This window comes from Pseudomonas sp. ICBG1301 (assembly GCF_016918385.1).
In the GTDB taxonomy this organism is placed as follows: Bacteria; Pseudomonadota; Gammaproteobacteria; order Pseudomonadales; family Pseudomonadaceae; genus Aquipseudomonas; species Aquipseudomonas palleroniana.
Genome location: NZ_JAEKGB010000002.1, coordinates 136435 through 161521 on the forward strand (window position 1 = coordinate 136435; position 25087 = coordinate 161521).

15 protein-coding genes are annotated in these 25087 nt (G+C 61.8%); 10 read left to right on the forward strand and 5 right to left on the reverse strand.

Annotated elements, in window-relative coordinates:
• Positions 1-22 precede the first annotated feature (22 nt).
• The 6 genes from JBE38_RS04665 to JBE38_RS04690 all read left to right on the forward strand — a co-directional run bounded on the left by JBE38_RS04665 (position 23) and on the right by JBE38_RS04690 (position 12188).
• Positions 23-1330, forward strand: coding sequence for an MdtA/MuxA family multidrug efflux RND transporter periplasmic adaptor subunit (locus JBE38_RS04665; RefSeq protein ID WP_090371390.1), 1308 nt, complete (start codon positions 23-25; stop codon positions 1328-1330).
• Entirely contained in the window at positions 1327-4428 is a 3102-nt protein-coding gene (locus JBE38_RS04670; protein ID WP_090371387.1) for an MdtB/MuxB family multidrug efflux RND transporter permease subunit, read from the forward strand. The genes JBE38_RS04665 and JBE38_RS04670 overlap by 4 nt, the downstream gene beginning before the upstream one ends.
• Positions 4425-7532, forward strand: a complete 3108-nt coding sequence (locus JBE38_RS04675; RefSeq protein WP_060757046.1) for an efflux RND transporter permease subunit — start codon at positions 4425-4427, stop codon at positions 7530-7532. Before JBE38_RS04670 ends, JBE38_RS04675 begins: the two co-directional genes overlap by 4 nt.
• Positions 7529-9004 (forward strand): efflux transporter outer membrane subunit, encoded by a 1476-nt coding sequence (locus JBE38_RS04680; protein ID WP_090371384.1) that lies wholly within the window; start codon positions 7529-7531, stop codon positions 9002-9004. The genes JBE38_RS04675 and JBE38_RS04680 overlap by 4 nt, the downstream gene beginning before the upstream one ends.
• A gap of 287 nt (positions 9005-9291) precedes the next feature.
• The gene (locus JBE38_RS04685; protein ID WP_090371382.1) at positions 9292-11388 is read left to right on the forward strand and encodes a putative bifunctional diguanylate cyclase/phosphodiesterase; all 2097 of its coding nucleotides are present in this window, start codon (positions 9292-9294) and stop codon (positions 11386-11388) included.
• 53 nt (positions 11389-11441) lie between these two features.
• The gene (locus JBE38_RS04690; RefSeq protein WP_060757043.1) at positions 11442-12188 is read left to right on the forward strand and encodes an SDR family oxidoreductase; all 747 of its coding nucleotides are present in this window, start codon (positions 11442-11444) and stop codon (positions 12186-12188) included.
• Positions 12189-12200: 12 nt separating this feature from the next.
• On the opposite strand, the gene JBE38_RS04695 is transcribed toward JBE38_RS04690, so the two are convergent.
• The 4 genes from JBE38_RS04695 to JBE38_RS04710 form a co-directional block, all read right to left on the reverse strand.
• Complete coding sequence (locus JBE38_RS04695; protein ID WP_235863271.1) at positions 12201-12665, reverse strand: hypothetical protein; 465 nt, start codon at positions 12663-12665, stop codon at positions 12201-12203.
• Positions 12666-12758: 93 nt separating this feature from the next.
• Positions 12759-14168, reverse strand: coding sequence for a GntR family transcriptional regulator MpaR (gene mapR, locus JBE38_RS04700; protein WP_205343687.1), 1410 nt, complete (start codon positions 14166-14168; stop codon positions 12759-12761).
• 472 nt (positions 14169-14640) lie between these two features.
• The gene (ccoG, locus tag JBE38_RS04705; RefSeq protein ID WP_060757041.1) at positions 14641-16050 is read right to left on the reverse strand and encodes a cytochrome c oxidase accessory protein CcoG; all 1410 of its coding nucleotides are present in this window, start codon (positions 16048-16050) and stop codon (positions 14641-14643) included.
• Between the two features lie 185 nt (positions 16051-16235).
• Positions 16236-16475 (reverse strand): DUF3203 family protein, encoded by a 240-nt coding sequence (locus JBE38_RS04710; RefSeq protein ID WP_205343688.1) that lies wholly within the window; start codon positions 16473-16475, stop codon positions 16236-16238.
• A gap of 123 nt (positions 16476-16598) precedes the next feature.
• Here JBE38_RS04710 and JBE38_RS04715 point away from each other — a divergent pair, with 123 nt between their 5' ends.
• Positions 16599-17093: an MgtC/SapB family protein gene (locus tag JBE38_RS04715; RefSeq protein WP_205343689.1), complete on the forward strand. Its 495-nt coding sequence runs from the start codon at positions 16599-16601 to the stop codon at positions 17091-17093.
• On the opposite strand, the gene JBE38_RS04720 is transcribed toward JBE38_RS04715, so the two are convergent.
• Positions 17071-17247: a hypothetical protein gene (locus JBE38_RS04720; RefSeq protein WP_205343690.1), complete on the reverse strand. Its 177-nt coding sequence runs from the start codon at positions 17245-17247 to the stop codon at positions 17071-17073. The two genes, JBE38_RS04715 and JBE38_RS04720, sit on opposite strands and share 23 nt — an antisense overlap.
• 208 nt (positions 17248-17455) lie before the next feature.
• On the opposite strand from JBE38_RS04720, the gene JBE38_RS04725 reads away from it, so the two are divergent.
• The 3 genes from JBE38_RS04725 to glgB are packed head-to-tail and all read left to right on the forward strand — an operon-like array spanning position 17456 to position 25079.
• A complete protein-coding gene (locus JBE38_RS04725; protein ID WP_090371368.1) occupies positions 17456-19444 on the forward strand; it encodes an alpha-1,4-glucan--maltose-1-phosphate maltosyltransferase in 1989 nt (662 codons plus the stop codon).
• 47 nt (positions 19445-19491) lie between these two features.
• The gene (treS, locus tag JBE38_RS04730; protein WP_205343691.1) at positions 19492-22845 is read left to right on the forward strand and encodes a maltose alpha-D-glucosyltransferase; all 3354 of its coding nucleotides are present in this window, start codon (positions 19492-19494) and stop codon (positions 22843-22845) included.
• Entirely contained in the window at positions 22842-25079 is a 2238-nt protein-coding gene (gene glgB, locus JBE38_RS04735) for a 1,4-alpha-glucan branching protein GlgB (protein WP_205343692.1), read from the forward strand. Before treS ends, glgB begins: the two co-directional genes overlap by 4 nt.
• Positions 25080-25087: the final 8 nt, after the last annotated feature.

A 25087-nucleotide genomic window follows, 5' to 3' on the forward strand; every position in this document is an offset into this window, starting at 1 on the left:
AAAGAAGAAGCTCTCGCGCCCAATGGTTGATCAATCCATGCAATCCTCCCCCCGTAAGTCCCGCCGTTGGTTGTTCGGCCTGTTTGTGCTGCTGGTCATCGCCGGCCTGTGCTGGAAGTTCTGGCCTGGCAGCAGCCACAAGGACGCCGCCGCACCGAAGTCGGAAGGCCGCGCCGGCAAGTCGGGGATGATGCGGCCGGGCTTTGGCGGCTCCACCGGCCCGATCCCGGTGCGCGTGGCACCGGCGGTGCAAGGGGAGTTCCCGGTGTACTACAAGGCATTGGGCACGGTCACCGCCCTCAATACCATCAATGTACGCAGCCGGGTGGGCGGTGAGTTGGTGAAGATCGCCTTTGAAGAAGGGCAGATGGTCAAGGCCGGCGACCTTTTGGCGGAAATCGACCCGCGCAGTTACCAGAACGCCTTGCTCCAGGCCCAGGGCACGCTGTTGCAGAACCAGGCCCAGTTGAAAAACGCCCAGGTCGATGTGCAGCGTTATCGCGACTTGTATGCCCAGGACAGTATTGCCAAGCAAACCCTGGACACTGCCGAAGCGCTGGTCCTGCAATACCAGGGCACGGTCAAGACCAACCAGGGCGCGGTAGACGACGCCAAACTCAACCTCGAATTCACCAAGATCCGCGCCCCCATCAGTGGGCGAGTGGGCTTGCGTCAGGTCGACGTGGGCAACCTGGTGTCCGCCAATGACACCACCTTCCTTGCAGTGATCACTCAAACCCAGCCGATCAGCGTGGTCTTCACCCTGCCGGAAAACACCCTCGACACCGTGCTCGCCCGCTTTCACGCCGGCAACAAGTTGCCCGTGGAAGCCTGGGACCGTGGCGACGTAAAGAAACAGGCCGTCGGTGTGTTGCAGAGCCTCGACAACCAGATCGACGTCACCACCGGCACCCTGAAGTTCAAGGCGCGCTTCGATAACAAGGATCAGGCGCTGTTCCCCAACCAGTTCGTCAATGTGCACCTGCTGGCCGACACCCTGCACAATGTGGTGTTGGCACCGTCCGCCGCGATCCAGTTCGGCAATAACGGCACCTTTGTCTACAAGCTCGACGGCGACAAGAAGGTCAAGATGCAGCCGTTGGTGGTCGGTGATTCCGATGGCGACAACACGGTGATCAAGGAAGGTCTGGTCGCCGGTGACCGTGTGGTGCTGGAAGGCACCGACCGCTTGAAGGATGGCAGCGAAATCGAAGTGGTCAACGACAGCAGCGAAGTGCCGACCACCCCGACCGAGCACCTGCAAGGCAAACCCGCAGCAAAAGAGAAGACCGGTGCTGACGCCGGCAAGGCGCAAAAGGTCGGTTCATGAACCTGTCGCGGCTGTTTATCCTTCGCCCGGTCGCCACCACCCTGAGCATGCTGGCCATTGTCCTGGCCGGCATCATCGCTTATCGCTTGCTGCCGGTATCGGCACTGCCCCAGGTGGACTACCCGACCATCCGGGTGATGACCCTGTACCCCGGCGCCAGCCCGGACGTGATGACCAGCGCCGTCACCGCGCCCCTGGAGCGCCAGTTCGGCCAGATGCCCGGCCTGACCCAGATGGCATCCACCAGCTCCGGCGGCGCGTCGGTGCTGACCCTGCGTTTCAACCTCGACATCAACATGGATGTCGCCGAGCAACAGGTACAGGCCGCGATCAACGCCGCCACCAACCTGCTGCCCAAGGATCTGCCGGCACCGCCGGTGTACAACAAGGTCAACCCGGCGGACACTCCGGTACTGACCCTGGCCATCACCTCCAAGACCATGTTGCTGCCCAAGCTCAATGACCTGGTCGATACACGCATGGCGCAGAAAATCGCGCAGATCAGCGGTGTCGGCATGGTCAGCATCGCCGGTGGCCAGCGCCAGGCCGTGCGCATCAAGGTCAACCCTGAAGCGCTGGCGGCCAACGGGTTGAACCTGTCGGACGTGCGCACCCTGATCGCCGCGTCCAACGTCAACCAGCCCAAGGGTAACTTCGACGGGCCGACCCGTGTGTCGATGCTCGACGCCAACGACCAGTTGGTCTCACCGCAGCAATATGCCGAACTGATCCTGGCCTACAACAAGGGCGCGCCGCTGCGCCTGAAAGACGTGGCACAGATCGTCGACGGCGCCGAAAACGAGCGTCTGGCCGCCTGGGCCAACGAAAACCAGGCCGTGCTGTTGAATATCCAGCGCCAGCCGGGCGCCAACGTGATCGAAGTGGTGGACCGCATCAAGGCGCTGTTGCCGAGCATCACCGACAACCTGCCGGCCGGCCTCGATGTGACGGTGCTGACCGACCGCACCCAGACCATCCGTGCCTCCGTCACCGACGTGCAACATGAACTGCTCATCGCCATTGCCTTGGTGGTAATGGTGACCTTCCTGTTCCTGCGTCGTTTCAGCGCCACGATCATTCCGTCGATCGCCGTGCCGCTGTCGCTGGTCGGCACCTTTGGCGTGATGTACCTGGCGGGTTTCTCCATCAACAACCTGACGCTGATGGCCCTGACCATCGCCACCGGTTTCGTGGTGGATGATGCGATCGTGATGCTGGAGAACATTTCGCGTTATATCGAGGAGGGCGAGACGCCACTGGCGGCGGCACTCAAGGGTGCCAAGCAGATCGGCTTCACCCTGGTCTCCCTGACCCTGTCGCTGATCGCGGTACTGATTCCGCTGCTGTTCATGGCCGATGTGGTCGGGCGGCTGTTCCGTGAATTCGCCATTACCCTGGCGGTGGCGATCCTGATTTCCCTGGTGGTGTCCCTGACCCTCACGCCGATGATGTGCGCACGTCTGCTCAAGCGCGAACCCAAGGAAGCCGAGCAGGGCCGCTTCTACAAGGCCAGCGGCGCCTGGATCGACTGGCTGATCGAAGCCTATGGGCGCAAATTGCAGTGGGTGCTCAAGCATCAACCGCTGACCTTGCTGGTGGCCGTCGCCACCCTGGGCTTGACGGTATTCCTGTACCTGGTGGTGCCCAAGGGTTTCTTCCCGGTGCAGGACACCGGCGTGATCCAGGGGATTTCCGAGGCGCCGCAGTCGATTTCCTTTGCGGCCATGAGCCAGCGCCAGCAGGAGTTGGCCAAGATCATCCTGGCTGACCCGGCGGTGCAAAGCCTTTCGTCCTACATTGGCGTAGATGGCGACAACGCCACCCTCAACAGCGGCCGCTTGCTGATCAATCTCAAGCCCCATGGGCAGCGCAACTTGAGCGCGGCCCAGGTGATTACCCGCCTGCAACCGCAAATCGACAAGCTGGTGGGGATCCGCCTGTTCATGCAGCCGGTGCAGGATCTGACTATCGAAGACCGCGTCAGCCGCACGCAATACCAGTTCAGCATGTCCTCACCGGACGCCGAGCTGCTGGCGCTGTGGAGTGACAAACTAGTGCACGCTCTCAGCCAGCTGCCGGAGCTTACCGACGTCGCCAGTGACCTGCAGGATAAGGGCTTGCAGGTGTTCCTGGTGATCGACCGCGATGCGGCCTCGCGCCTGGGCGTCAGCGTGTCGACCATCACCGATGCGCTGTACGATGCGTTCGGCCAGCGGCAGATTTCCACCATCTACACCCAGGCCAGCCAATACCGCGTGGTCCTGCAGGCCCAATCCGGTGAAACCCTGGGCCCGGCGGCGCTGAACCAGATCCACGTGAAAACCACCGACGGCGGCCAGGTGCGGCTGTCGAGCCTGGCCCATGTGGAACAGCGCCAGGCCCAACTGGCGATAGCCCACATCGGCCAGTTCCCGGCGGTGATGATGTCGTTCAACCTGGCCCCTGGCGTCGCGTTGGGCAAAGGCGTGGAGCTGATCAACCAGACCCAGAAGGACATCGGCATGCCGATCGGCGTGCAGACCCAGTTCCAGGGGGCGGCCCAGGCCTTCGAAGCGTCACTGTCGAGCACCTTGCTGCTGATCCTGGCGGCGGTGGTCACCATGTATATCGTGCTGGGCGTGCTGTACGAGAGCTACATTCACCCGATCACCATCCTGTCGACCTTGCCGTCCGCCGCCGTGGGGGCTTTGCTGGCGTTGCTGCTCAGCGGCAATGACCTGGGCATGATCGCGATCATCGGCATCATCCTGCTGATCGGTATCGTGAAAAAGAACGCGATCATGATGATCGACTTCGCCCTCGACGCCGAACGCAACCAGGGCCTGGACCCGCAGACGGCGATCTATCAGGCGGCGCTCTTGCGTTTCCGGCCGATCCTGATGACCACCCTGGCCGCGTTGTTCGGCGCGGTGCCGCTGATGCTGGCCACCGGCTCCGGTGCGGAGTTGCGCCAGCCGCTCGGGCTGGTGATGGTCGGTGGTTTGCTGGTGAGCCAGGTCCTGACCCTGTTCACCACGCCGGTGATCTACCTGTACTTCGACCGCCTTGGCCGTCGTTGGCGCAAAGAGCCGCAAAGCCTGGAGCCGGTTGAGTCATGAACCTGTCCGGACCTTTCATCCTCAGGCCGGTCGCTACCATGCTGCTGAGCCTGGCGATCCTGTTGCTGGGCGGCGTGAGTTTCAACCTGTTACCGGTGTCGCCGCTGCCGCAGATCGATTTCCCGGTGATCGTGGTGTCGGCCAGCTTGCCCGGTGCCAGCCCCGAGGTGATGGCATCGACCGTGGCGACGCCGCTGGAGCGTTCGTTCGGCGCGATTGCCGGCATTACCACTATGAGCAGTTCGTCGAGCCAGGGCTCTACGCGGGTGATCCTCGCATTCGACTCCGGGCGTGATATCAACGGCGCCGCACGGGAAGTCCAGGCGGCGATCAACGCCTCGCGCAATCTGCTGCCCAGCGGCATGCGCAGCATGCCGACCTACAAGAAGATCAACCCGTCGCAGGCACCGATCATGGTGCTGTCGCTGACCTCCGATGTGCTGCAAAAGGGCGAGCTGTACGACCTGGCTTCGACCATCCTGTCCCAGAGCCTGTCCCAGGTGCCGGGTGTGGGCGAAGTGCAGATCGGTGGCAGCTCCCTGCCTGCGGTGCGTATCGAGCTTGAGCCCAAGGCCCTCGACCAGTATGGCGTGGCCCTGGATGACGTGCGCAACACCATCGCCAATGCCAACCAGCGCCGGCCCAAGGGCTCCCTGGAAGACAGCGAACGCAACTGGCAGATCCAGGCCAATGACCAGTTGGAAAAGGCCAAGGACTACGAGCCGCTGCTGATCCGCTACCAGAACGGTGCTGCCTTGCGCCTGGGCGATGTGGCCAAGATCAGCGATGGCGTGGAAGACCGCTACAACAGCGGCTTCTTCAACAATGATGCGGCGGTGCTGCTGGTGATCAACCGCCAGTCCGGCGCGAACATCATCGAGACGGTGCGCCAGATCAAGGCCCAGTTGCCGGCCTTGCAAGCGGTGCTGCCGTCCAGCGTCAAGCTCAACCTGGCCATGGACCGCTCGCCGGTGATCACCGCCACCCTGCATGAAGCCGAGATGACCTTGCTGATTGCGGTGGCCCTGGTGGTGCTGGTGGTGTACCTGTTCCTGGGTAACTTCCGCGCCTCGCTGATCCCGACCCTGGCGGTGCCGGTGTCGTTGGTGGGGACCTTTGCGGTGATGTACCTGTTCGGCTTTTCGCTGAACAATTTCTCGCTGATGGCGTTGATCCTGGCCACCGGGCTGGTGGTGGACGATGCCATTGTGGTGCTGGAGAACATCTCCCGGCATATCGACGACGGCGTGCCGCCGATGAAGGCGGCCTACCTGGGCGCCCAGGAAGTCGGCTTTACGTTATTGTCGATGAACGTGTCGCTGGTGGCGGTGTTCCTGTCCATCCTGTTTATGGGCGGTATCGTCACCAGCCTGTTCCGTGAGTTTTCCATCACCTTGTCCTCGGCGATCATTGTCTCGCTGGTTGTGTCGCTGACCTTGACCCCGATGCTCTGCGCCCGTTGGCTCAAGCCCCATGTCAAAGGGCACATGACCGGTTTGCAGCGCTGGAGCCAGCGGGTCAACGACCGCATGGTCGCGGCGTATGCCACCAGCCTGGACTGGGTGTTGCGTCATCGGCGCCTCACACTGCTGAGCCTGTTGATCACCGTGGGGGTCAACATTGCGCTGTACGTGGTCGTGCCCAAGACCTTCATGCCGCAGCAGGACACCGGCCAGTTGATCGGGTTTGTGCGCGGTGACGACGGGCTTTCGTTCGGCGTGATGCAGCCGAAGATGGAAACCTTCCGCAAGGCCATCCTCAAGGACCCGGCCGTGCTCAGCGTGGCCGGGTTTATCGGCGGCAACAACGGTACCAATAACGCGGTGATGCTGGTGCGCCTCAAGCCCATTGCCGAGCGCAAGATCTCGGCCCAGGCGGTCATCGAGCGTTTGCGCAAGGATGTACCGTTGGTGCCGGGCGGGCGCCTGTTCCTGATGGCCGACCAGGACCTGCAATTTGGCGGCAGCCGTGACCAGAGCAGTGCGCAGTATTCCTACATCCTGCAAAGCGGGGATCTGGCCGCGTTGCGCACGTGGTTTCCGAAAGTGGTGGCGGCGTTCCACTCACTGCCGGAACTGACGGCCATCGACGCCCGTGAAGGCCGTGGCGCCGCACAGGTGACATTGATCGTCGACCGCGACCAGGCCAAGCGCCTGGGCATCGACATGAGCATGGTCACGGCGGTGCTGAATAACGCTTACAGCCAGCGGCAGATTTCCACCATCTACGACAGCCTCAACCAGTATCAGGTGGTGATGGAGGTCAACCCGAAATATGCCCAGGACCCGATCACCCTCAATCAGATGCAGGTGATCACCTCCACGGGTGCGCGGGTGCCGTTGTCCACCATCGCTCATTACGAAAACAGCCTGGCCGCCGATACCGTGCGGCACGAGGGCCAGTTCGCCTCGGAAAACATCGCCTTCGACCTGGCGCCTGGCGTGACGGTGGAGCAGGGCACTGCCGCCATCGAACGAGCGGTGGCCAAGGTCGGTTTGCCGGAAGATGTGATCGCCAAGATGGCCGGCACGGCCGATGCGTTTGCGGCGACCCAGAAGGGCCAGCCGTTCATGATCCTCGGCGCGTTGGTGGCGGTGTACCTGGTGTTGGGCATTCTGTATGAAAGCTACATTCACCCTCTGACGATCCTGTCGACCTTGCCGTCGGCGGGGGTGGGCGCATTGCTCTCCATCTACCTGCTGGGCGGCGAGTTCAGCCTGATCTCCTTGCTGGGGCTGTTCCTGTTGATCGGGGTGGTGAAGAAAAACGCGATCCTGATGATCGACCTGGCCCTGCAACTGGAACGTCATGACGGCATGAGCCCGCTGGAATCGATTCGCAGCGCCTGCCTGTTGCGCCTGCGGCCGATCCTGATGACCACGCTGGCCGCCATCCTCGGTGCCTTGCCGTTGCTGCTCGGCGCCGGCGATGGTGCGGAAATGCGCCAGCCTCTGGGCCTGACGATCATCGGCGGGCTGGTGTTCAGCCAGATCCTGACCCTTTACACCACTCCGGTGGTCTACCTCTATCTCGACCGCGCGCGCCACCGTTTCAACGCCTGGCGCGGCGTGCGTACCGATGCTGCCTTGGACACTGCGCTATGACCGATTCAACCTTTGCCCAATTGGCCATGAGCATGCCCCGTGGTTCCCGCCTGGCCGGCCTGGTGCTCTGCGGCGCTTTGCTCAGCGCCTGTGCCATCGGCCCGGACTACAAGCGCCCGGACGTTGCCGAGCCCGCGCAATTCAAGCAAGCCCAGGGCTGGCGCCAGGCGACCCCCAGCGACGCCCTGGCCCGTGGGGCCTGGTGGGAGTTGTACGGTGATCGCCAACTGAATGAACTGGTGGAACGCCTGAATAATTCCAACCAGACCGTAGCCCAGGCCGAAGCGCGCTTTCGCCAGGCCCAGGCCCAGGTGCGCAGCGCCCGTGGGGCGTTTTTCCCCACGGTTGACTTGAGCGTCGGGAAAACCCGCGCCAGCCAGGGCACCGGCAGCAGCAGCGCCAGCCTCAGCAGCTCCAGCAGCGGCATCCGCGACACCCTCAACGCCCAACTGGGGGTGAGCTGGGAGGCGGATGTGTGGGGCAAGCTGCGCCGTGGCCTGGAGGCCAACGAAGCCACCGCCGAGGCCAGCTCGGCGGACCTGGCGGCGATGCGTTTGAGCCAGCAGTCAGAGCTGGTGCAGGACTACCTGCAACTGCGCGTCATGGATGAACAGACCCGCCTGTTGCAAGCCACGCTGGAGACTTACCAGCGCTCGCTGAAAATGACCGAAAACCAATACCGCGCCGGTGTGTCGGACAAGGCGGCCATCGCCCAGGCGCAAACCCAGCTCAAGACCACCCAGGCCAGCCTGATCGATCTGATCTGGCAGCGCGCGCAGCTGGAAAATGCCATCGCCGTATTGATCGGCGAAGCTCCGGCCAACTTCAACCTGGCGGTGAGCAAGAGCATTCCGACGCTGCCGCAGGTGCCGGTCAGCGTGCCTTCACAGTTGCTTGAGCGTCGCCCGGACATTGCCTCCGCCGAACGTTCGGTAATCGCTGCCAACGCCAATATCGGTGTGGCCAAAGCCGCTTATTACCCGGATTTGACGTTAAGTCTGGCGGGCGGTTATTCCAGCAGCACCTATGCTGACTGGATCAGCCTGCCGAACCGCTTCTGGTCGGTGGGGCCGAAACTGGCCATGACTCTGTTGGATGGCGGCCAGCGCTCGGCGGAAGTCGACCGTACCATGGCCTCTTATGATGAGACCGTGGCCAAGTATCGCCAGACGGTGCTCGATGGTTTCCGTGAAGTTGAAAACTACATGGTGCAGTTGAAGGTGCTGGAAGATGAGGCGGTAGTCAGCAACGAAGCGCTGCAATCGGCCCGCGAATCGCTGCGCTTGACCGAGAACCAGTACAAGGCGGGGCTGATTGGTTATCTGGATGTGGTCACGGTGCAGGCGACAGCCTTGAGTAATGAACGCACCGTGTTGACCTTGCTGCAGACTCGGCTGGTGGCGAGTGTGCAGTTGATAGCGGCGTTGGGCGGGGGATGGGATGGGCATACGTCGGCAGAGGGCAAGGACTGATAGGGGGCGAACCGTTGTTGCGGTGCCGGGGCCCCGGCGGCCGGCTTTTTGGAGCGACTGGAATGTAGAAGCGAGCTTGCTCGCGAAAAACCTCAACGATAACGCGTGTTGCCTGAATGAACGCGGTGCCTGTGAATTCTTCGCGAGCAAGCTCGCGCCTACAGGGGCAAATGCCACTAGTGGCATTTTGACGATTAAGCGAGCCGCCGATAATTTTTCTCGCTACAATCGCCGCCTTTTCCATCTGGTACGGGTTTTTTTCAGCCCCGTCGGTTCTGAGAAAACCCATGCTCATCGGTAGTTATTCTCCCTCTCTGGTGGTGATTTCCCTGTTCGTGGCGATCCTGGCGTCCTATACCGCGCTGGACATGGCCGGCCGCATCGCGACCACCCAGGGTCGTGCGGTGTATTTATGGATGACCGGCGGCGCATTGGCGATGGGCGTGGGGGTGTGGTCCATGCACTTTATCGGCATGCTGGCTTTGCGCCTGCCGTTTGCATTGGGATTCGACGTCGAGATCACCGCGCTATCGTTGCTGATTGCGGTCTTGTCCAGCGGCTTTGCCCTGTGGCTGGTCAGCCAGCAACGCCTGCCTGTTTGGCAACTGGGGTTCGGTGCGTTGGTGATGGGCGCGGGTATCAGCAGCATGCACTACACCGGGATGGCGGCGATGCGCATGACCCCGGGCATCGACTACGACCCCAGCCTGTTTGGCGCATCTTTGCTGATCGCCGTGGTGGCCTCGGGCGCTGCGTTGTGGATCGCCTTCAACCTGCGGCGTAATACGCCGTATGTCCGCTTGGCCCGCGCAGGCGCGGCAGTGGTCATGGGGGTGGCCATCGTCGGCATGCACTACACCGGAATGGCGGCCGCCCAGTTTGCCGAAGACAGTTATTGCGGCGCCGCATTGTCGGGGTTGAGTGGCAAAGGCCTGGATAATCTGGTGCTGGTCACCAGCCTCTCCGTACTGATCATCGCCTTGTTGACCTCGTTGCTGGATGCTCGCCTGGAGGCGCGTACCGCCGTGCTGGCCGACTCCCTGACGCTGGCCAACCAGGAACTGACCCACCTGGCCTTGCACGACATGCTCACCGGGTTGCCCAACCGCATGTTGCTTTCCGACCGCATCCAGCAAGCGATGCAGACGGTGAACGAGCAGGGTGGCTGCTTCGCGTTGATGTTTATTGACCTGGACGGTTTCAAACCGGTCAACGATGCCTTCGGCCACCACATGGGTGACCAACTGCTGCGCGAAGTGGGTGTACGCTTGCGCGAAGACCTGCGCAGCCAGGACACCCTGGCTCGTATCGGTGGCGATGAGTTCGTGCTGCTGGTGCAACTGATGCAACCAGACGACGCCATGAGCCTGGCCGCGCGCCAGGTCGACCTGATCAACCGGACGTTCAGGGTGGCCGAGCATGACCTGCAGATCTCCGCCAGCGTCGGTATCGCGTTGTTCCCAGGCAATGGCAATAGCCCCGAAGACCTGTTGATGAACGCCGATGCCGCCATGTATCACGCCAAGGGCATGGGCAAGAATGGCTACAGCTTCTTCGATGTCTCGATGAACACCAATGCGCGCAAACAACTGCAGTTGTTGCAGGACCTGCGCAACGCAATCGAACAGCAGCAGTTGCGCCTGCATTACCAGCCCAAATTCGATGCGCTCAGTGGTCGGGCGGTGGGTGCCGAAGCCTTGCTGCGTTGGGAGCATCCGCAACAGGGCTTGTTGTTGCCTGCCACTTTTATCGAATTGGCGGAAAAGACCGGCTTGATCATTGCCATCGGTGACTGGGTGCTCAATGAAGCCTGTCGGCAGATGGCCCTCTGGCGCGCCGAGGGCTATCAGGATTGGCGGATCGCGGTGAACCTGTCGGCATTGCAGTTCTGCCATGCCGGGTTGGTCAAGAGTGTGGCCGCCGCCCTGGCCCGTCACCAATTGCCGGCCAATAGCCTGACCCTGGAAATCACCGAGACCACCGCGATGAGCGACGCCGATGCCAGTATGGCGGTATTGCAGCAGCTCTCGGACATGGGCGTCGACCTGTCCATCGATGACTTCGGCACCGGCTATTCCAGCCTGATGTACCTCAAGCGCCTGCCGGCCAACGAGTTGAAGATCGACCGGGGGTTCGTGCGTGACCTGGAACACGACAGCGACGATGCGGCGATCGTTTCGGCGATCGTCGCGCTGGGTCAGGCCCTGGGCTTGCGCATCGTTGCCGAAGGCGTGGAAACGGATGTTCAGCAAAGCTTTCTGACGCGCCTGGGCTGCAACGCTCTGCAGGGCTACTTTTTGGGCCACCCGTTACCCGCCGACAGGTTCATGGCGGATATCCGGCGGGCCGAAGACGCGGCAGCGCCTGACAAGAACGAGGTGTGACAGGTATTCTGGATTCAACCCTAAACGTTTGGTTGAATCAGGAGGCAGCACCCATGGATAAAGTCGTCATTATCACCGGAGGTAGCCGAGGGATTGGCGCCGAGACGGCACTGCTGGCTGCCCGGCAGGGTTATCGCATCTGCATCAACTATCAGTCGGATGAAGCCGCGGCCCTGCGCGTGCTGGAACAGGTCCGCGCGCTAGGGGCGCAGGCGATCGCCGTGCGGGCGGATGTCAGCATTGAAGATGAGGTGATCGCGCTGTTTCATCGCGTGGATACCGAGCTGGGCCGTGTCACCGCGCTGGTCAACAACGCCGGTACGGTGGGGCACAAGTCGCGGGTCGATGAGATGTCCGAATTCCGTATCCTGAAAATCATGAAAACCAACGTGCTGGGCCCGATCCTGTGTGCCAAGCACGCGCTGCTGCGCATGTCGCCAAGGCACGGAGGGCAGGGCGGCAGTATCGTCAACGTGTCGTCGGTGGCGGCGCGGCTGGGTTCACCGGGTGAGTATGTCGACTATGCGGCGTCCAAGGGCGCTCTGGATACCTTCACCATTGGCCTGTCAAAGGAAGTGGCGGGCGAGGGCATTCGCGTCAATGCGGTGCGCCCCGGCTACATTTTCACTGACTTCCATGCCCTCAGTGGCGACCCGGACCGCGTCAGCAAGCTGGAGTCCGGTATCCCGATGGCCCGTGGCGGGCGCCCGGATGAGGTGGCGGAGGCGATTATCTGGCTTTTGTCGGATAAAGCGTCCTACACCACCGGTACGTTTCTCGATTTAGGCGGTGGCCGGTAAGGCCGCTCAACCTCAGGAGTGCAAAGACTTCAATGCTGAATAGCCTTTGGTGGAAAACTCTTTCAGTACGCTGGCTTCCGAGTTATCCACGGTGTTGAAACCATTGCTGGAAAAGCCATCAATCTGCCCGTTGCGGCTATGGCTTTTGTTCAGTTGGCGGTCGTCCAGGTTATCGATGAACCGCAATACCTTGTCCAGGTCGTACGCCGCGTTAGCTCTGGCCTCAGGATCGGTGTTGGCGGCTGTCCAGTCGCCGACCTGCTGTTTCAGGTCATCGAGCAAGTGATAATTGTCGCGGTTGTCCAGAAAGTTCCTCAGTACAGGACTGCGATCGATGATTGTGTCCGCCGAGCGATGATCACCGTCGGGGCGTCCCATCGGGCCGTTCATTTCACGGACTTGTTTCTGTTCCTCTGCGCGCATGTAGTTGGGAGGAATCGGAAGTGACCTGAGGTAGGTAGGAGAAGAAACAGTCATGGGAAGTCTCAGCTTTCAGTGAAGGATTGCCCACCCTTTGATGTGGGATGGGCGTGCTTCCTTATGTGGTTCATTTCGCAATGTGGTTCCCGTTCAAAACGACCGCACAATCTTTCCCAACGTCTCCATGGCCTTCTCTGAAGCCTCGGTCCAGGGGCTGCCGTAATTCAAGCGGATACAATTTCTGAAGCGCTGGGTTGCCGAAAAAATCGGCCCCGGCGCGATGCTGATGCCTTGGGCCAAGGCCATCTGGAACAGCTTGAGCGAATCGGTCTGCTCCGGCAGTTCCAGCCACAGGAAATACCCGCCGGCCGGTTGGCTGACCCGCGTCTGTGCGGGGAAGTAACGGGCGATGGCGGCCAGCATGGCACTCTGCTGTTCTTCCAGGGCGTAGCGCAATTTACGTAAGTGCCGGTCATAGCCGCCGTGTTGCAGGTAGTCGGCAATCGCCGCCTGCGCCGGCATGGAGGGGCACAGCGAGGTCATCAGCTTCAAGCGCTCGACCTTCTGTGCAAAGCGCCCGGCCGCCACCCAGCCGACGCGGTAGCCCGGCGCCAGGCTCTTGGCAAACGAGCCGCAGTGCATCACCAAGCCTTCGGTGTCGAAGGCTTTCGCCGGTTTGGGCGGCTGTTGCCCGTAGTACAACTCGGCGTAGACATCGTCTTCGATCAACGGCACCTGGTGGCTGCGCAACAGTTCCACCAACGCCTGTTTCTTGGCTTGCGGCAGTATCGCGCCCATGGGGTTCTGAAAGCTGGTCATGGTCCAGCAGGCTTTGATCGGGTAGCGCTCAAGGGTTTGTGACAAGGCATTGAGGTCGATGCCGTCACGCGGGTGCACGGGGATTTCCACGGCCTTGAGTTTCAAGCGTTCCAGCACTTGCAGGCAGGCATAGAACGCGGGCGCCTCGATGGCTACCAGGTCGCCCGGTTCGGTCACGGCTTGCAGGCAGAGGTTCAGGGCTTCGAGGGCGCCGTTGGTGATCAGCAACTCCTCCATGGGCAGCATCAGGCCGCCGACCATGTAGCGCAGGGCAATTTGCCGACGCAGTTGCGGGTTGCCCGGCGACATGTCGGTGACCACCAGGCGCGGGTCCATCGCACGGCTGGCGCTGGTCAGGGAGCGCGCCAGGCGTGGCAATGGGAACAGCATGGGGCTGGGGAAGGCCGAGCCGAAGGGCACGGTGTTCGGGTCCTTGATGGAGTCGAGTACCGAAAATACCAGTTCGCTCACATCCACTTCGGTGGACTCGTGCACGTGTTCGCTCACGACCGGTTCGGAAAATGGGCGGGGGGCGTGGGTGTTGACGAAGTAGCCCGAACGCGGTCGTGCGCGGATCAGCCCGCGGCGCTCCAACAGGTAGTAGGCCTGGAACACGGTGGATGGGCTGACGCCGTAGGTCTGGCTGGCATAGCGCACCGATGGGACGCGCTGGCCGGGGCCGAGGACGCCGGTGCGGATCAGTTCTGCGATGTCGTCGGCGAATTTTTCGTAGCGTTTCATGGGGGCCTTGGTGATTTTTTAGAATGAACACGGCTAAAAGTGTGGGAGGGGGCTTGCTCCCGGTGCCAAGTTGAAACCTGTGGCGAGGGAGCTTGCTCCCGTGGCGGTCTGTCAGCCGACCGGGATGTGGGTCGTGTACATATCCATTGCTGCGGTAACGGCGGCTTTTGGTTCCGCCCTTACGGCGGGTCACTTTTGGAAGAGCGCCAAAAGTAACCAAAAACGCTTTGCCCCACCACTCGGCACCTCGCTCAGGCTCGGTGTGCCCGAACACAGGCTTGAATCCGTGGGCCGCCGCCACGCGCCATCCATGGCGCGGGGCGGCTAACCCGGCGTCCTGCCGGGTTACCCACGGATTCAAGCCTGTGTTCGGCCAGCGTGGTTTAACGGGGCGCCTAAGATCAAGATCAAAAGCAGATCAAAAGCAGATCAAAAGCGCAGCAGTCAGTGCCATCGTTTCAACACTGGGTTTTCATCGGTTCATCGGCGCCACAAAGCGGCTATCGGCGGCGCTATGGATCCAGGGCTCGTCGATGTCCGTCACCTTGAAGCGCAGGGTCTGCGAGCTGGTGGTCGGTTTGTCCGCCAGCAGGACCACCGACACCGGTATATCGCTGATTTCCCCCGGTGCCAGGCTGATCTCGGTCTTGCCTTGCAGCTGGAAGCCTGCGGCGTCTTCCAGTTCCAGGCGGTAGTCCTGGCGCTGTTGGGTCTTGTTGATGACCTTGAGGCTGTAGATGTTCTCGATCAAGCCCTGGCTGTTCTCGCGGAACATGCCACGGTCCTTGGTGACGTCCAGCGACACCATCGGCCGCCCCACCAGGGCCACCACCAGTGCGGCGATCATCACCAGCAGCACGGCACTGTAGCCGATCAGGCGCGGCCTGAGCAGGTGGGTTTTGCCGCCTTGCAGTTGATGTTCAGAGGTGTAGCTGACCAGGCCACGGGCATAGCCCATTTTGTCCATGATCGAGTCGCAGGCGTCGATGCACGCCGCGCAGCCGATGCATTCCATTTGCAAGCCGTCGCGGATGTCGATGCCGGTGGGGCAGACCTGTACGCACAGCTGGCAGTCGATGCAATCGCCCAGCCCGACGTCGGAGGGTTTGACCTCGCGTTTGCGCGGGCCACGGTGTTCGCCACGGGCCGCATCGTAGGAAATGGTCAGGGTGTCCTTATCGAACATCACACTCTGGAACCGCGCATAGGGGCACATGTGCATGCACACCGCTTCGCGCAGCCAGCCCGCGTTGAGGTAGGTCGCGCCGGTAAAGAACAACACCCAGAACAGACTGACCCCGCCCATCTGCAGACTCAGCAGTTCGGCGGCCAGGGGGCGGATCGGTGTGAAATAGCCGACAAAGGTCAACCCGGTCAGCACACTGATGCCCAGCCATAAGGTGTGCTTGGCCGAGCGCCGCGCCAGTTTGTTGAGACTCCAGGGCGCCGCCTGCAGCTTGATGCGCTGGTTGCGTTCGCCTTCGGTGACCTTCTCGCACCACATGAACAGCCAGGTGAACGAACTCTGTGGGCAGGTATAGCCGCACCACACACGACCGGCGAATACGGTGATGGCAAACAGCCCAAAGGCGCAGATGATCAGCAACGCCGACAGCAGGATGAAGTCCTGGGGCCAGAAGGTCGCACCAAAAATGTGGAATTTACTCTCCGCCAAGTCCCACAGCACCGCCTGGCGCCCGCCCCAGTTCAGCCACACGGTGCCGAAAAACGCCAGGAACAGAAAGCCTGCACCGGCCATGCGCAAGGTGCGGAACAGGCCGGTGAAGCTGCGGGTATGGATCAGGTTGTCGCTGGATTTGGCCTTCACCTTCTTTGGGTGGATGGGCTCAAAGGTTTCCACGGTAGGGATTCTTTCGCTCATGGTCGTTCGCTCATCAGCCTCCATCAGGCCAATGAACTATGCGCGTGGCGCTGTTTGCATAACAGACTCAGCTGTGGCGATAAAAAGCGGATCAGATGGGCTGTGACGCAACGTCTGCGACAATCTGCTGCACCCAGTGCCATGCACAGTGCAGCGGTGATTCAGCCCAGCTGGATACAGATCAGTCAAATCACCGAATCATCATCCGTCGCCTTCACATGCTTGCGACCATCCTGGGCGCCTGCGACGGTCAAGGCATCCGCCTCAGCTTCGGTGATGTAGAGGCGCCGGTCATGGAGTTGCACATAGGACATGGACTTTGCGCTGTCTGTGCTCACGGTCACGTCGGTGGCGTCGAGACGTTGCTCCTGGCCGCTTTCGTCGATCTTGAAGTAACAGGTCTGGTGCTCGATACGGACGGGCATGCTGATTTCCTTTTTTTTACCCCGGATAACCTTTAGGGCTAGCGGTTTGCCTGGGGTTCAAGGCAACTGACTGGCGGTCGCTGCTGTCCATCCGGTAACCATCATAAAAAAAGGACAAGCTTCATGGACACGTGGTTGCACGAAGTGTGGCGCACCCTGTTGGCCGAGTTTGCCGATATCGGCGACGCCAGGCAGCTCACCCAGGTCACTGTACGGCTGGTGATTGCCGCGATCCTGGGGGGCATCCTCGGTTTTGAACGAGAACAAAAAGGCAAGGCGGCCGGGGTCCGCACTCACATGCTGGTGGCCTTGGGCGCGGCCTTGTTCGTGCTGGTGCCGCAGATGTCCGGCAGCCAGGCGGACGCCATGAGCCGGGTACTGCAGGGGGTCATTGCGGGGATTGGCTTTCTGGGGGCCGGCACCATCCTCAAGGGCAAGGAAGATGAGGAGGGCCAGCACGTCAAAGGGCTGACCACCGCCGCGGGCCTGTGGATGACCGCCGCGATTGGCGTGGCGGCGGGGATGGGGCGTGAGTCCACGGCGGTGCTCAGTACGCTGTTGGCCCTGGCGGTGTTCAGCATCATGCCGCGGATCGTCAAGCTGCTGGACAAGGGCTGACGATTACCGGCGGCAGGGTGGTCGGCGGTTCTTCCACCGGCGGTGGTTGGGTTTCCGGTGGTTCTTTCTCCGGGATCGGCTCCGGCTCTGTCGGCGGCAGGGTCGGTTTGTCGATATTCGGGTCCGGGGTTTGCGCCGGGATCGGGATAGTCATCGGTGTGGCCTCCTTTGTGCTTTGCTCTATCGGTGGACAGCCACCCGGGCGAATTGATTCCCCGCCCGATGGCGGCATATCCGCCTGAACTTTTAACCCAGGCCCAGGCTCGGACCTATGACGGCCCGATCCAGGCTGAGCACTGGGCGTCTGGCCATTAGGATCAAGCACACAAGCGCGTCCACAGGGCGTTAGGGGGAGAGGCTCGATGACTGCTGAAACACAGGCTCCAGAAGATTCCCGATTACCGCTGTCCCAGGCGCTGTTATTGCCCCGGATCGCGATTGAGAGCACCACACCTGTGATCGACGGCGGCGAGTTTGCCGTGAAAGCCGTGGTCGGGCAGCGCGTCAACGTCACCAGCAAGGTGTTTGCCGACGGCCATGACCAGCTTGCGGTGCTGATCCGCTGGCGCGCCCTGGATGAGCAGAGTTGGCACAGCGTGGTGATGACGGATGTCGGCAACAACGGCTGGGAAGGCGCGTTCACCGTCACGACCCAAGGCCCCCACGAATTTTGCATCGAAGCCTGGATCGATACCTTCGCCAGCTTTTGCTATGAGCTGCGCAAGAAGCATGAGGCCGGGGTGCCGGTCAGCCTCGAGTTGCAGGAGGGCCGCAGCCTGGTGCTGCAGGCCGCCGAACGCAGTGACAATGAGCTGCGCGACCGCCTGATGCTGCTGCATCACGAACTCTCCGGCTTGCTGGAAACCGAGCAGGTCGCGCAGTTCCTGCACGAAGACAGTGCACACCTGATGACCCAGGCCGACCATCGTGCCTACCTGAGCATCAGTAAGATCTATCCGATCGACGTGGAGCGCGAGCGCGCGCAGTTCGCCAGCTGGTACGAGCTGTTTCCCCGCTCGATCACCGACGACCCCGCGCGTCACGGCACCTTCAACGATGTGCACTCACGCCTGGCGATGATCCAGGACATGGGCTTTGACGTGCTGTACTTCCCGCCGATTCACCCGATTGGTCGCAGCCACCGCAAGGGTCGGAACAACGCGTTGACGGCAGGCCCCGATGACCCTGGCAGCCCCTACGCGATTGGCAGCGAAGACGGCGGCCACGAGGCGATTCACCCGCAATTGGGCAGCCGCGACGACTTCCGCCGCCTGGTCCAGGCAGCTGCCGAGCATGGGCTGGAGATTGCGCTGGACTTCGCCATCCAGTGCTCCCAGGACCATCCGTGGCTCAAGCAGCACCCGGGCTGGTTCAACTGGCGCCCGGACGGCACGATCAAATATGCCGAGAACCCACCGAAAAAATACCAGGACATCGTTAACGTCGACTTCTATGCCGCCGATGCGATCCCTAGCCTCTGGACCGAGCTGCGCGACATTGTCGTGGGCTGGGTGGAAGAGGGCGTGAAGACCTTTCGCGTGGATAACCCGCACACCAAGCCGCTGCCGTTCTGGCAATGGTTGATCAGCGACGTGCGCGCCCAGTACCCCGAGGTGATCTTCCTGGCTGAAGCGTTCACCACGCCGGCGATGATGGCGCGCCTGGGCAAGGTCGGTTATTCCCAGAGCTATACCTATTTCACATGGCGTAATACCAAGGCCGAGCTGAGCGAATACTTCACGCAGTTGGGTCAATCGCCATGGCGCGAGTGCTATCGGCCGAACTTCTTCGTCAACACGCCTGACATCAACCCCGGCTTCCTGCATGAGTCCGGCCGCCCCGGCTTTTTGATCCGCGCCGCGCTGGCCACCATGGGCTCGGGGTTGTGGGGCATGTATTCGGGCTTTGAGCTGTGTGAAGCCGCGCCGGTGCCGGGCAAGGAAGAATACCTGGACTCCGAGAAGTACGAGATCCGCCCACGGGACTTCACCGCGCCCGGCAACATCATCGCCGAGATCGCCCAGCTCAACCGCATCCGTCGCCAGAACCCGGCATTGCATACGCACTTGGGGTTGAAGCTGTACAACGCCTGGAACGACAACATCCTCTACTTCGGCAAGCGCACTGAGGAGGGCGACAACTTCATCCTGGTGGCGGTCAACCTTGACCCCTATAACGCCCAGGAAGCGCACTTCGAACTGCCGTTGTGGGAGCTGGGCCTGCCGGACGACGCCCAGACCCAGGGCGAAGACCTGATGAGCGGCCATCGCTGGACCTGGTATGGCAAGACCCAGTGGACGCGGCTTGAACCGCATATGCCGTTCGGCATCTGGCGCATCAGCGTTGCTTGAGTCCTGTGGGATCCGGCCTGCACAAATAGCCTATTCAGGAGTTTCCAATGGCGAAGAGACCCAGTTCCGCGACGTTCATCAAAGACCCACTGTGGTACAAGGACGCGGTGATCTATCAGGTTCACGTCAAATCCTTTTTCGACGCCAATAACGACGGCATCGGCGACTTTGCCGGGCTGATCGACAAGCTTGACTACATTGCCGACCTGGGCGTCAACACAATCTGGCTGCTGCCGTTCTACCCCTCGCCACGCCGCGACGATGGCTACGATATCGCCGAGTACCAAGGCGTGCACAGTGACTACGGCACCCTGGCCGACGCCAAGCGTTTTATCGCTCAAGCGCATCAACGCGGGTTGCGGGTCATCACCGAACTGGTGATCAACCACACCTCCGACCAGCACCCCTGGTTCCAGCGCGCGCGCAAGGCCAAGCCGGGTTCGGCGGCGCGGGATTTCTATGTGTGGTCCGACGACGACCAGAAATACGATGGCACCCGGATCATTTTCCTCGACACCGAAAAGTCCAACTGGACCTGGGACCCGGTCGCCGGCCAGTATTTCTGGCACCGTTTTTACTCCCATCAGCCCGACCTGAACTTCGATAACCCGCAAGTCATGAAGGCGGTGCTGTCGGTGATGCGGTACTGGCTCGACATGGGTATCGATGGCTTGCGCTTGGACGCCATTCCCTACCTGATCGAGCGTGATGGCACCAACAATGAGAACCTCCCCGAAACCCACGCGGTGCTCAAGCAGATCCGTGCGGAAATCGACGCCCATTACCCTGACCGCATGCTGCTGGCGGAGGCCAACCAGTGGCCGGAAGACACGCAGCTTTACTTCGGCGAACAGACCGGCGATGACGGCGATGAATGCCATATGGCCTTTCACTTCCCACTGATGCCGCGCATGTACATGGCACTGGCCCAGGAAGACCGTTTCCCCATCACCGATATTCTGCGCCAGACCCCGGAGATCCCCGCCAATTGCCAATGGGCGATTTTCCTGCGCAATCATGATGAGCTGACTCTGGAAATGGTCACCGACAAAGAGCGTGACTACCTGTGGAATTACTACGCGGCCGACCGTCGTGCACGGATCAACCTGGGGATCCGTCGGCGCCTGGCGCCGCTGATGGAGCGCGACCGCCGCCGGATCGAGTTGCTCAACAGCCTGCTGCTGTCGATGCCCGGCACGCCGACCCTGTATTACGGCGACGAAATTGGCATGGGTGACAACATCTACCTCGGCGACCGCGACGGCGTACGTACGCCCATGCAGTGGTCCATCGACCGTAACGGCGGGTTCTCGCGTGCCGACCCGGCCAGCCTGGTGTTGCCGCCGATCATGGACCCGCAATACGGCTACCTGTCGGTCAACGTCGAAACCCAGACCCAAGACCCGCATTCATTGCTGAACTGGACCCGGCGCATGTTGGCGGTGCGCAAGCAGTCCAAGGCGTTCGGCCGGGGCAGCTTGAAAATGCTCTCGCCGAGCAACCGCCGCATTCTGGCTTACACCCGCGAATACACGGGGGAAGACGGAAGTACCGAAATCATCCTGTGTGTGGCCAACGTGTCACGCAGCGCCCAGGCCGCCGAGCTGGACCTGTCGGCGTTCGCCGGCATGGTGCCGGTGGAGATGCTCGGGGGCAACGCGTTCCCGCCCATCGGCCAACTGCATTTCCTGCTGACCTTGGCGCCCTATGGTTTCTATTGGTTCGTGCTGGCGGCGCAGAACCAGATGCCCAGTTGGCATGTGGAACCTGCGCAAAGCATGCCCGACTTCACCACCCTGGTACTGAAAAAACGCATGGAAGAATTACTCGAAGAACCGTGTCGCACCACCCTGGAACAGACCGCGCTGCCGACCTGGTTGCCCAAGCGGCGTTGGTTCGCCGGCAAGGACGCGACCATCGACCGTGTGCATATTGCCTATGGCGTACGTTTCGGCGATCCCGCGCACCCTGTACTCCTCAGCGAAATCGACGTGACCAGTGGCGGCCAGGTCAGCCGTTACCAGTTGCCGTTCGGCTTCTTGCCCGAAGACCAGTTCACCAGCGCCTTGCCCCAGCAACTGGCCATGGCCCGCGTACGCCGGGCGCGTCAGGTTGGGCTGGTGACCGACGCGTTCAGCCTTGAGCACTTTGTGCGCGCCGTGATCCAGGGGTTGCAGGCCGGTTCGGTGCTGAATACCGCAGAAGGCGATCTGCGGTTCGAAGCCACCGAGCATCTGGGCAGCCTGGGGCTGACGCAGAGCGCCGAGGTGCGCTATCTCTCGGCCGAGCAGTCCAACAGCTCGGTGGTGGTGGGTGAACACCTGGTGCTCAAGCTGATCCGCAAGGTCAGCAGCGGCGTGCACCCGGAACTGGAGATGAGTGCTTACCTGACGGCCGCCAACTACCCCAATATCTCGCCGCTGTTGGGCTCGGTGATCCGCCGCGATAGCCAAGGCCAGGACAACCTGTTGATGATCGCCCAAGGCTATTTGAGTAACCAGGGCGATGCCTGGGCCTGGACGCAAAACAACCTGGAGCGGGCGCTTCGCGATGAGCTGGTTCAGGCCGTGTCCGAGCAGGAGCAGCATTACAACGCCCTCGGCGAACTCAAGGACTTCGCCGGTTTGCTGGGGCAACGCCTGGGTGAAATGCACCAGGTACTGGCCAAGCCGACCGCCAACCCAGACTTCAAGCCTGAAGCCACCACGCTCAAGCACACCCAGGCCTGGGCCAAGGATGTCGGCGCACAAATCGAGCGTGCGCTGCAATTGCTCAAGCTTCATCAACAACAGTTGAACCCCGCCGACCAGGCGTTGGTCAGTGAACTGCTGGCGCAGAAAAAGGCCATTGCCGGGCATGTCCAGGCGCTGGCGAAAGCCACGGCGGGCGGGCTGCGGATTCGCGTGCATGGCGATTTGCATCTGGGCCAGGTGCTGGTGGTCAAGGGGGATGCGTTCCTGATCGATTTTGAAGGGGAACCCGCGCGGCCGTTGCATGAACGGCGTGGCAAGCACAGCCCCTACAAAGATGTGAGCGGCGTGTTGCGCTCCTTTGATTACGCGGCGGCGATGGCCCTGAATGTGCAGGGGCAAGGCGTGGATAACTCGCCTGAAGCCGAGCAGGCGCGCAAACGCGTGACCGATCGCTACCTCAAGGAGGCCAGGCAAGCGTTCACCGAGGCTTATCAGGTGGCGACGTCTACACTGGCGCATGACTGGCAGGATGCCGGTGGCCAGGACGCAGCGCTGACGTTGTTCAGCCTGGAGAAGGCCGCGTACGAAGTAGCCTACGAAGCGGAAAACCGCCCGAGCTGGTTGCCGGTGCCCTTGCAGGGGCTGCACAGCTTGCTCAATGGGCTTGTACCTATATCGAAAAATGCACGCGGTGGAGAGATGTCATGAGTTATACGCACAAAGAACCGCTGCAGCCCAAGTTGACTGCAATGCCGGCGTCCAGGGACGTCGAAGCGCTGGTGCGCGCCGAGCACCCGGACCCGTTCTCGATCCTGGGGCCGCACGATGACGAGCAAGGGGGCCAATTTATCCGCGCATTTTTGCCGCAGGCCCTGAGTGTCCAGGTACTGAGCCGTGATAGCGGCGAGCCGATCGGCAGCCTGGACCAGACCCAGGTGCCGGGGCTGTTTGTCGGGCAGTTCGGCACGCGCCAGGCCTACCTGCTGAAAATCCACTGGGCCGGTGGTGAACAGATCACCGAAGACCCTTACAGTTTCAGCCAGTTGCTCCTCGGGGAAATGGACCTGTACCTGTTTGCCGAAGGCAATCATCGTGACCTGGGCAGTTGCCTGGGCGCCCAGGTGACCACGGTCGATGGTGTGCAGGGCGTGCGTTTTGCCGTGTGGGCACCGAATGCCCGGCGCGTATCGGTGGTGGGCGATTTCAACATCTGGGACGGCCGCCGCCACCCGATGCGCCTGCGCCATCCTTCGGGCGTATGGGAAATCTTTATTCCACGCCTGCAACCGGGCGCGGCGTACAAGTTCGAGATACTCGGCGCCCACGGGATTCTGCCGCTCAAGGCCGACCCCGTGGCCCTGGCCACCCAGCTGCCGCCGGACACGGCATCCAAAGTCGCCGCCCCCTTGCAGGTGGACTGGCAGGACCAGGCGTGGATGCAGTCACGCAGCGAACGGCAGAAGAGCAGCGCCCCGTTGTCGATCTACGAACTGCATGTGGGCTCCTGGCAATGCGAGCTGGACGAGGCGGGCGAAGTAGCCCGCCAATACGGCTGGCGTGAACTGGCCGAGCGGTTGATTCCCTATGTGCAGTCACTGGGCTTCACCCATGTCGAGTTGATGCCGATCATGGAGCATCCATTCGGCGGCTCCTGGGGCTATCAGGCGTTGTCGCAGTTCGCGCCGAGTGCCCGATTCGGTTCGCCGGAGGATTTCGCCTATTTCGTCAATGCCCTGCACCAGGCGGATATCGGGGTGATCCTGGATTGGGTGCCGGCGCATTTTCCTACCGATGCCCATGGCTTGGCGCAATTCGACGGCACGGCGCTGTACGAATACGCCAACCCCCTGGAAGGCTTTCACCAGGACTGGGACACCCTGATCTACAACCTGGGGCGTACCGAGGTCCATGGTTTCATGCTGGCTTCGGCCTTGCACTGGCTCAAGCACTTTCATGTCGATGGGCTGCGAGTGGATGCGGTGGCGTCGATGCTGTACCGCGACTATTCCCGCAAGGCCGGCGAATGGGTGCCCAACCGCCACGGCGGTCGGGAGAACCTGGAAGCCATCGACTTCCTGCGCCACTTGAACGATGTGGTCGCACTGGAGGCGCCAGGGGCGCTGGTGATCGCCGAGGAGTCCACCGCCTGGCCGGGCGTCAGCCAGCCCACCCAACAGGGCGGCCTGGGTTTCAGCTACAAATGGAACATGGGCTGGATGCACGATTCGCTGCATTACATCCAGCAAGACCCGGTGTACCGCGCTCACCATCACAACGAACTGAGTTTCGGCCTGGTGTATGCCTGGTCCGAGCGCTTTATCCTGCCGATCTCCCACGACGAAGTGGTGCACGGTAAACACTCGCTGATCGACAAGATGCCCGGTGATCGCTGGCAGAAGTTCGCCAACCTGCGGGCCTACCTGAGTTTCATGTGGATGCACCCGGGCAAGAAACTGCTGTTCATGGGCTGCGAGTTCGGCCAGTGGCGCGAGTGGAACCACGACCAGCAACTGGACTGGTACTTGTTGCAGTACGCCGAGCACAAAGGTGTGCAGAAGCTGGTGGGTGACCTGAACCGCCTGTACCGCGAGGAGCCGGCGCTGCACGAACAGGACGATGTACCCCAGGGCTTCCAGTGGCTGATCGGCGACGACGCGATCAACAGCGTCTATGCCTGGCTGCGCTGGAGCAAGGAGGGCCGGCCGGTTCTGGTAGTTGCTAACTTCACCCCCGTGCCGCGCGAAGCTTATAGCGTTGGCGTACCGTTTGCCGGGCGTTGGAGCGAGGTGATCAACAGTGACGCCGACACCTACGCCGGCTCCAACTATGGCAATGGGGGCGCCGTGTTCACCCAGGAGGAACCACGCCATGGGCAACCGGTGTCGCTGTCGTTGAATTTGCCGCCGCTGGGGGTGTTGATTTTGCGTCCTGAAGGGCTTTGAGGGCTCTG

What these genes read in the sequence shown, in the direction of transcription:
- JBE38_RS04665 (WP_090371390.1), top strand. Translation starts at nt 23, where the DNA reads ATGGTTGATCAATCCATGCAATCCTCCCCCCGTAAGTCCCGCCGTTGG.
- JBE38_RS04670 (WP_090371387.1), top strand. Translation starts at nt 1,327, where the DNA reads ATGAACCTGTCGCGGCTGTTTATCCTTCGCCCGGTCGCCACCACCCTG.
- JBE38_RS04675 (WP_060757046.1), top strand. Translation starts at nt 4,425, where the DNA reads ATGAACCTGTCCGGACCTTTCATCCTCAGGCCGGTCGCTACCATGCTG.
- JBE38_RS04680 (WP_090371384.1), top strand. Translation starts at nt 7,529, where the DNA reads ATGACCGATTCAACCTTTGCCCAATTGGCCATGAGCATGCCCCGTGGT.
- JBE38_RS04685 (WP_090371382.1), top strand. Translation starts at nt 9,292, where the DNA reads ATGCTCATCGGTAGTTATTCTCCCTCTCTGGTGGTGATTTCCCTGTTC.
- JBE38_RS04690 (WP_060757043.1), top strand. Translation starts at nt 11,442, where the DNA reads ATGGATAAAGTCGTCATTATCACCGGAGGTAGCCGAGGGATTGGCGCC.
- JBE38_RS04695 (WP_235863271.1), bottom strand. Translation starts at nt 12,665, where the DNA reads ATGACTGTTTCTTCTCCTACCTACCTCAGGTCACTTCCGATTCCTCCC.
- mapR (WP_205343687.1), bottom strand. Translation starts at nt 14,168, where the DNA reads ATGAAACGCTACGAAAAATTCGCCGACGACATCGCAGAACTGATCCGC.
- ccoG (WP_060757041.1), bottom strand. Translation starts at nt 16,050, where the DNA reads ATGAGCGAAAGAATCCCTACCGTGGAAACCTTTGAGCCCATCCACCCA.
- JBE38_RS04710 (WP_205343688.1), bottom strand. Translation starts at nt 16,475, where the DNA reads ATGCCCGTCCGTATCGAGCACCAGACCTGTTACTTCAAGATCGACGAA.
- JBE38_RS04715 (WP_205343689.1), top strand. Translation starts at nt 16,599, where the DNA reads ATGGACACGTGGTTGCACGAAGTGTGGCGCACCCTGTTGGCCGAGTTT.
- JBE38_RS04720 (WP_205343690.1), bottom strand. Translation starts at nt 17,247, where the DNA reads ATGACTATCCCGATCCCGGCGCAAACCCCGGACCCGAATATCGACAAA.
- JBE38_RS04725 (WP_090371368.1), top strand. Translation starts at nt 17,456, where the DNA reads ATGACTGCTGAAACACAGGCTCCAGAAGATTCCCGATTACCGCTGTCC.
- treS (WP_205343691.1), top strand. Translation starts at nt 19,492, where the DNA reads ATGGCGAAGAGACCCAGTTCCGCGACGTTCATCAAAGACCCACTGTGG.
- glgB (WP_205343692.1), top strand. Translation starts at nt 22,842, where the DNA reads ATGAGTTATACGCACAAAGAACCGCTGCAGCCCAAGTTGACTGCAATG.